The organism is Bacteroides sp. An279, from assembly GCF_002159615.1.
Lineage (GTDB): Bacteria > Bacteroidota > Bacteroidia > Bacteroidales > Bacteroidaceae > Phocaeicola > Phocaeicola intestinalis.
This window is the reverse complement of sequence record NZ_NFJA01000125.1, coordinates 1-7,841: the sequence shown is the minus strand read 5'-3', so window position 1 is coordinate 7,841 and position 7,841 is coordinate 1. Positions and strand designations below refer to the sequence as shown.

Sequence of the window (7,841 nt, the reverse complement as noted above, 5' to 3'; positions counted from 1 at the left end):
TGCTTCTGTGATGAGGAAGATAGCGGGCTATCTGACGAAGAACAGGAGCGAAAAGGACCAAAAAATCGCCCAAAGCACACACGAAAACGGATACATCAAGCCAAGAAAACTTTTTGGAGAAATTCAAAACAGCTTCTAAAGATAAAGAATGTATGCCAAGCCAAATTTGCAAGGATTCTTTATGCTAAATCCTTCATTCTTCATTTATAAAATCGTATCTTTGCACTTGTAATATTCAAAAAAATATGGGTATGAAAACACACCTTTATTACTACATCGCAATTGTATGCATCATTCTCGGAACTTCATGCACCTCCGGGCAAAAACAGCATGCGACCGAAGAACACACGTCCATACAAAAAGAAAATGTAGCCACACAACCAGACAAAGCACAGTTCCCTTTCCCCGACATTCCAGTGATGTTGACTGAGCCGGAGGAACGTCGTGAGTTTCTATTGGCACACTATTGGGATAATTTCAACTTCTCCGATACGACTTTACTTAATAACCGTGACATAACCGAACAAGGATTCGTCAATCACATCTCGTTACTGGCAGATGGTGAAAGTTCTTCACAAGAAATCACAAAGAGTCTGGATGCTCTCTGCTCGCATATAGAACAGCAACAGGAAGCGTGCAAAACATTCATGCATTTGTTCGACGAATATTTATACAATCCCAACTCACCCTTATACAACGAAGCATTGTATCTTGTTTACCTGAACCGTATGCTGCAAAGCAAAACCATAGACGATGCGACTAAAAGCACATTGGCTTTCAAACAAAAGCTCATCAGCCGGAACCAGCCTGGTACACTTGCTTCTGACTTTACGTATTATCTACCCAACGGACAGGCAAGCAAACTTCATCAAACTCCAGCCTCAAACAACCGTCTGCTGCTGATATTCTATGATCCGGAATGCCCCAGTTGTCATGAAATCATGCAAGACATGCTGCACGACCAGACCTTGGCAGATGCTGTAACCGATGGGAAACTCACCGTATTGGCCATTTACACCGAAGGTAATCCAGAAGCATGGCGTAGCGATCTCTCCAACCTCCCGGCCAACTGGATGGTAGGCACCGACCGTGAGGCTATCAAGCTAAACGCCCTCTATGACCTGAAAGCCATGCCATCGCTTTACCTGCTTGATGGGAATAAAAAAGTCATTTTGAAAGATGCCCCCTACGCACGTATCCGTGCCGCATTACATTTTTAAGAAACAGTTTCTTAGTTTCCGCTTTTGAGAATATTTGCCTGAACATAAATCAACAAATAAAAGACAAATCACATAGCTGCCTTGTTTGTAAGATTATTAATCTTACAAACGATGCAGCTATATTACGGAGAGACCAAAGCTTGCTTGTCATGCCGGATGTGTAATCTGGCATAATTGAAGAAGCGGATTTGCAATCCAACATGATATTAGCAACAAGAGTGATACCGACAGTATGTATTCCATTAAAATGTACAATTGCACACCGCTCAACATATAAATACCCAACCACAACATATCGGTTTTTAACTCCTCGCCAACTTCCCTAACTTCTTAATTTTTATCAGAATCTGTTGAGGCTATGAAGCATATAAGTCATTACGGACAGTTATAATGGCACTTATAGGTAGTTACGGGAATAATTGTGTTTCGTAGTAAAGTTTAAGAAGCTGTTTTGAATTTCTCCAAAAAGTTTTTCTTGGCTTGATGTATCCGTTTTCGTGTGTGCTTTGGGCGATTTTTTGGTCCTTTCCGCTCCTGTTCTTCGTCAGATAGCCCGCTATCTTCCTCATCACAGAAGCGAAAATGCCTCAAAAACTCATCCCAAATCATCGCACGATAAATTCAAAACAGCTTCTAAATCTTACTTGCCCGTAATATCTCACGTTTACCTTCTGGAGGACCGGGCAAGCGTTCTACGGTAAAGCCTGCAGCTTGTAGGGTACGACGCACGATACCTTTAGCACAATAGGTAGTGAGGATACCTCCAGGATTCAAATGGGTAAAAAGACGGGTAAAGAGTTCCGGACTCCACATCTCAGGTTGTTTTTCGGGAGCGAAGGCATCGAAATAGATTATGTCGTACAAATCGGGGAAAGTATAGGTAGTAAAGTCGGTTTGTACCTTGTGTAAAGTGAAAAAAGGGGTAAGCGGAACGTCTTTTTCCCATGGTGCAGTATGAAGTGTACGGAAAGCTGTGGCATGTTCGGGAGAAATCTGTTCGGGATAAGCAAGACAGTTTGCCAGTTCGGGTGTTATAGGGTAGCGTTCAAGGGTGGTATAATGTACGGTACGTCCGGATTTTCCAGCTGCAAGCAAGGTAAGGAAGGCATTCAGTCCTGTGCCGAAGCCTATTTCCAATATGTGGGGAGAGGGAGAAGGATGGTGTTCCAGTCCCATTCGGATAAAGATGTGTTCCGATTCGGTGAGTGCTCCTTTTACAGAATGGTAGTGTTCATTCAATTCGGGGACGAAGAGTGTGTTGCTTCCATCAGCGGTTTGTTCGAGTTCTATCATCTTTATTTGTGGTTTAGTCAATATATTTCAAGTTAAAGCCAGATTTTTTCACTTCTTACATTAAATCAATTACCCCTAGCGTTGCAGCTACCAAGATAGTATAACGTGCCAGTTTTCCAAGGGTCATCGAGAGTGTTACTATCCATACGTTGGCGCGCATCCAACCCAGCACAATGAGGATGGCGTCACCTATCACAGGCAAGAAAGAAAACAATGCCATCCACGAACCTCGCCCACGAATAAAACGTTCGGCACGGTCCATCTGTTTTTTATCTACCTTCAGGTATTTCTCTATCCATTCCATTTTGCCCAGATGCCCTATCCAGTAGCAAGTAATGCCTCCTAATGCATTGCCACTGGTTGTAGCAATTGTAGACCATACAGGATCCAACCCTAATCCTACACATGCCAACAGAACAGCTTCAGATGAGAATGGCAAGACAGTTCCGGCAAGAAAGGCGGAAATAAACATCCCGATGTATCCCCAGTCTGTCAGAAGTTGAAAAAATGCATCCATAGATTAAATAAACAAAGTGAAACCCATAAGATAAGGGTAGTATTGAACAGGATATGCGAAACCCGGTTGAACGTCAGGGCAAAATAATGTGCACTTATCAAAGAGGCAGGAATCAACATCAATGGTAACAATGCCTGGAAATATTGTGGCTGTAACACACACAAAAGGTTAAGCCAAAGCATCATCCATACAAAGATACGCAACAGAATACGTGTCTGTACTTTGTCTTTGAAGGCAGACCGCAGGTAGAATGTGCCGTAAATACCGGAGAATATCAGAACAATGCTCCATGACACATAATGAGTGAGCGTCAGTGTATGATAGTTGATGGGCTGGAATTGGAACAGACGCATCAGGTAAGGATAAACCGCTTCTAAGTCGTCCGTCCATACGTAGTATCCGAACAGTAGCCAGTAGGGTAGTGTAAAGCCGATAATGCCGGCAAAGAAACTACGGATATTGAGTGAACGCAGGCTGATAGTGTGTATATATAATAAAGGTGTAAGCCAGGCCAATGCAGGAAGTATAAAACTGCTTAGCCCCAGACAGAAGAATGCTTGAAACAGGGCTCCAGAAGCATAAGGAGACTCGTAGCTCCGAAAAAGGAACAAGAGCATCAGTATAAACAAAACTGGCAAAATACATGTCAGCGAAGTTTCGTGTAAGAACGGCATAGCTGCATAAAGCAACAGGAACAGAACTGCGGGAAGTGTAGTGCGGGTACGTATTAAAACGAACTTGGTTTCTGTTTCAATCAGCAGGTAAGAGGTAAGTCCATATGCCAGCAACGAACTTATGCTTGGCCAATCATGAACCGAAGAAAGTGTCCAAACGATCAGCGTAAGAATAGCAGCTACAGGAAGGGTCAATCTTCCTGTAGCTACTTGGTATTGGAATCTGTTTCTTGATGAAAACATAATTAACAGTTCATTGATTTATGACACACAGATAATATAACGAGTATCATTTATAAATCAAATCCGATGTCGGAACGGAAATATTTCTTCTCGAAATGAATCTTTCCGGCATTGGTGAACGATTGTCTTAAGGCTTCTTCTTTATTGGTTCCATACGAGCTGACGGCAATGACACGTCCGCCGTTTGTTACCACTTGCCCGTCTTTTATTGCCGTTCCGGCATGGAACACGATGCTTCCGCCTGCTTTGGCTTCTTCAATGCCGCTGATGGGGAATCCTTTCTGATAGGCTTCGGGATAACCGCCGGATACCAGCATGACACATACGGCTGAGCGCGAATCGATTTCCAAGGTCTTTTCATGGAGGTTTCCGTTTGCCACGCCTTCAAAGAGGTCTACCAGGTCGCTCTTGATGCGAAGCATGACGCTTTCCGTCTCGGGGTCGCCCATACGTACATTGTATTCGATGACCATCGGGTCTCCTTTTACGTTGATAAGCCCGAAGAAGATGAATCCTTTGTAGTCCAATCCTTCAGCAGCCAGCCCTTCTACCGTGGGACGGATAATGCGGTCTTCTACCTTTTGCATCCATGCTTTGTCGGCAAACGGAACGGGAGATACCGAACCCATACCGCCAGTATTCAGTCCTTTGTCGCCTTCGCCGATGCGTTTGTAGTCTTTGGCTTCGGGCAGAATCTTATAATGTTTTCCATCGGTCAGTACAAATACCGAACATTCGATGCCGCTCAGGAATTCTTCGATGACAACGGTTGCCGAAGCGTTTCCGAACATTCCTCCCAGCATTTCCTTCAGTTCTTTCTTAGCTTCTTCCAGAGTGGGAAGGATAAGCACGCCTTTGCCGGCACACAAGCCGTCGGCTTTCAGCACGTAAGGTGCCTGCAGGGTTTCGAGGAATGCCAGTCCTTCTTCCAGGTTGGCAGAAGTTATGCTTTTATAGCCTGCCGTAGGGATGCCGTGACGTTGCATGAACCCTTTAGCGAATTCCTTGCTTCCCTCCAAGGTTGCTCCGGCTTTCGACGGACCGATAACCGGAATATTTTTCAAGGCTTCATCGTTGCGGAAGAAGTCGTAGATGCCTTTTACCAGCGGGTCTTCAGGACCCACTACCAGCATGTCGATGCCGTTTTCAAGGACAAAACGTTTGATGGCTTCGAAGTCATCGGCTTTGATGGCTACGTTTTCGCCTACCTCTTGCGTTCCGGCATTGCCCGGAGCGATGTACAGCTTTTCTATTTTCGGACTTTGTGCGATTTTCCATGCCAATGCATGTTCGCGTCCGCCTGAACCTAATAACAGTAGTTTCATATCCGTTCGATTTAAGTTGATGTCTTTTATTATATTTATTCACCACAGAGGACACAGAAGCACACTGCGTTTTTATTATTTCCTCTGTGGTGAAATCGGGTCATATCGGGTTATTTTAAATAATCAAGGAAATAACGCGTGATGTGTTCATGCAGGTGAACGCGGTCACGTCCCATCATGTTATGCCCGTCTTCGGGATAGATGAAGAGGTCGGGATGCGTTCCGGCATCGATGCATGCACGCAGGAAGGTAATCGTATGTTGGGGAACGCACGTGGGGTCCATTCCGCCGATGATGATTTCCAACCTTCCTTTCAGATTGCCGGCTTTGGCTTTCAAATCCCGACTTTTATATCCTTCGGGATTGGTTTGCGGCGTGTCCATATAGCGTTCGCCGTACATCACTTCGTAATATTTCCAGTCGATGACCGGACCTCCAGCCACGCCTACCTTGAAGAGGTCAGGGTAAGTCAGCATCAGGTTGGTGGTCATATAGCCGCCGAAACTCCAGCCGTGTACGCCTATCTTTCCGGCATCCACATACGGAAGTGATTGCAGGAACTTGACTCCTTCCACTTGGTCTTTGGCTTCTTCTGCGCCTAATTGGCGGAAGGTGCAGTTTTCGAACTGAATGCCCCGGTTATCACTTCCCCGGTTGTCTACCGTGAGCATTACATAGCCTTGTTGTGCCATATAAAGGTCCCATCCGCGTGCATCATAGAAGCGTGTGTTGTGAATCATCTGTGCGTGCGGACCGCCATATACGTAGATAATGGCAGGGTATTTCTTGTTCGGGTCGAAGCCCACCGGCTTAATCAGGCGATAATACAGGTCGGTCTTTCCGTCGGCGGCTTTGATGGTGCCGATGCTGATTTCGGGCAAGTTGTATTGTTCTTTCATCGGGTCGGTGGCAGTAAGCAATGTAACGCCCTTTTTCCCGTCGGTAGGCAGGATGCTGATTTCACGTGGAACATCGTTCGAAGTGAAATTGTCTATCAGGAATGTTCCGTTTTCCGAGAGTTGCGCGCGGTGCATTCCGTCCCGTTTGCCTATCAAGGTACGTTTCCCGGTCTTTACATCGAGGCTGAAGACATTGGTCTGGAGCGGAGAGATTTCCGTGCTTCCGATGATGACGGTCTTCATCTTCTTGTTAAAGCCTAAGATTTCCTGCACCAGCCAGTCTCCTTGGGTGAGCGGGGTGGTCTGCAGGTATTCGCAATACGTGTCGTCCGCATCCTTTCCGGTTTTCCATTCGCCTGCCTGAGGCTTTTGGGTATCCATTAGATAAAGGTGGTGATACCCGTCGCGTTGGCTCCAGTAGATGAACTTGGTTTCGTCCCAGGGCAAGAAAGCCAAGGGGTGTTGCGGCTCTACGTAACGGGCATGCTTCTCTTCGTAAAGCACGCCTTTCTTCTCGCCGGTTTCGGCATTGTATTGCACCAGTTGTGCGTGGTTCTGGTCGCGGTTCAGTTCGATGACATAGATGTCTTTCTCGTCGGGCGACCAGCTGATGTTGGTAAAGTAACGGTCGGTTGGGTCACCTGCCTGCAGGTAAATGGTTTTTCCCGTCTTTACATGATAGATGCCGACGGTCACCTTGTGGCTGGTCATGCCTGCCATCGGATATTTGTCGGGCACGAGGGTTGCGATGCGGGTGGTGGTGTTCACCTGCGGATAATCGGTCACCATGCTTTGGTCCATCCGGTAGAAGGCCAGATACGTGCCTTTCGGGCTCCAAAACGTACCTTTCATGATGCCGAACTCGTTGCGGTGAACCGCTTGGCCGTAAACGATGTCGTTATCTATTTCCTTTACACCCGTTGGGTGCGGGCTTACCGCGGTGGAAAAATCCCCGTGGTTGGCAATATATAAATGGTCGCCTGCCGTATAAGCAAGATAGCCGTTCTCTTTGCAGAAATCAAGGTTGGTGGCGTTTGCTTCTTGGATGCGGAACATGTTGGTTAACTTCTTCTGGATAAAGTCATAGAAGAAGACATAGCTTTCACTTTTTTCTTCATCTCCCACATAGTCCGAAAACATCAGGAGGTTCCGGTTTTCCCAAGGCAGGGAAGCGCCTTGCAGGGTGTGAAGCGGCTTGATGGGAGCTAAAAGTTTGTACGGCTTTTCTCCGTTTTGCAAGGCTTCGTTCACTTCTTTCAATGTCACCAGTATAGTTTCTTCTCCGGTACGATTATCTATTTGCCTGATATCGTCCACATCTGCACGCACACATACATCTCCCCACCATTGCAACCCTGGTAAGTTTTGAGGAGTCAGGTTAAAATAATTGCTTCCACCGGGAATCACATCATCCAGTGTGAACGCTTTTTTTTCTTGGGCGCACAAAGTAACGGTCATGCAAAGTGTTATAATAAATGATAGAAATTTTTTCATATAGGTTGTGATTTTAGTTTTTGAGTTCTTTAGTTTGTAAGTTTTTCAGGCTCTTGAGTTCTTGAAACTTTAGAAGCTGTTTTGAATTTCTCCAAAAAGTTTTTCTTGGCTTGATGTATCCGTTTTCGTGTGTGCTTTGGGCGATTTTTTGGTCCTTTCCGCTCCTGTTCTTCGTC

Annotated in this window: 8 protein-coding genes; 2 read left to right on the top strand and 6 right to left on the bottom strand. The window is 45.8% G+C overall.

Annotated elements, in window-relative coordinates; translation table 11 throughout:
- Together B5F78_RS17400 and B5F78_RS15300 are read left to right on the top strand one after the other, a co-directional pair.
- Nucleotides 1-210: hypothetical protein (locus B5F78_RS17400; protein WP_162608570.1), on the top strand; the 210-nt coding region annotated here is incomplete at its 5' end.
- A 41-nt stretch (nucleotides 211-251) separates the two neighbouring features.
- Complete coding sequence (locus B5F78_RS15300) at nucleotides 252-1,220, top strand: DUF5106 domain-containing protein (protein WP_087396320.1); 969 nt, start codon at nucleotides 252-254, stop codon at nucleotides 1,218-1,220.
- Nucleotides 1,221-1,658: 438 nt separating this feature from the next.
- Here B5F78_RS15300 and B5F78_RS17395 read toward each other — a convergent pair whose 3' ends face one another.
- From B5F78_RS17395 to B5F78_RS15275, 6 genes are all read right to left on the bottom strand, one after another.
- Entirely contained in the window at nucleotides 1,659-1,829 is a 171-nt protein-coding gene (locus tag B5F78_RS17395; protein ID WP_158098033.1) for a hypothetical protein, read from the bottom strand.
- A gap of 24 nt (nucleotides 1,830-1,853) precedes the next feature.
- Nucleotides 1,854-2,510 carry a tRNA (5-methylaminomethyl-2-thiouridine)(34)-methyltransferase MnmD gene (gene mnmD, locus B5F78_RS15295; protein ID WP_162608571.1) on the bottom strand — a complete coding sequence of 219 codons (657 nt, stop codon included), beginning with the start codon at nucleotides 2,508-2,510 and terminating at the stop codon, nucleotides 1,854-1,856.
- A 58-nt stretch (nucleotides 2,511-2,568) separates the two neighbouring features.
- Nucleotides 2,569-3,030 carry a YqaA family protein gene (locus B5F78_RS15290; RefSeq protein ID WP_087213074.1) on the bottom strand — a complete coding sequence of 154 codons (462 nt, stop codon included), beginning with the start codon at nucleotides 3,028-3,030 and terminating at the stop codon, nucleotides 2,569-2,571.
- Nucleotides 3,006-3,947 (bottom strand): hypothetical protein, encoded by a 942-nt coding sequence (locus B5F78_RS15285; protein ID WP_087407139.1) that lies wholly within the window; start codon nucleotides 3,945-3,947, stop codon nucleotides 3,006-3,008. Before B5F78_RS15285 ends, B5F78_RS15290 begins: the two co-directional genes overlap by 25 nt.
- Nucleotides 3,948-3,997: 50 nt before the next feature.
- Nucleotides 3,998-5,272: a phosphoribosylamine--glycine ligase gene (purD, locus tag B5F78_RS15280; RefSeq protein ID WP_087395973.1), complete on the bottom strand. Its 1,275-nt coding sequence runs from the start codon at nucleotides 5,270-5,272 to the stop codon at nucleotides 3,998-4,000.
- 110 nt (nucleotides 5,273-5,382) lie between these two features.
- Nucleotides 5,383-7,665 (bottom strand): S9 family peptidase, encoded by a 2,283-nt coding sequence (locus tag B5F78_RS15275; protein WP_087407138.1) that lies wholly within the window; start codon nucleotides 7,663-7,665, stop codon nucleotides 5,383-5,385.
- Nucleotides 7,666-7,841: the final 176 nt, after the last annotated feature.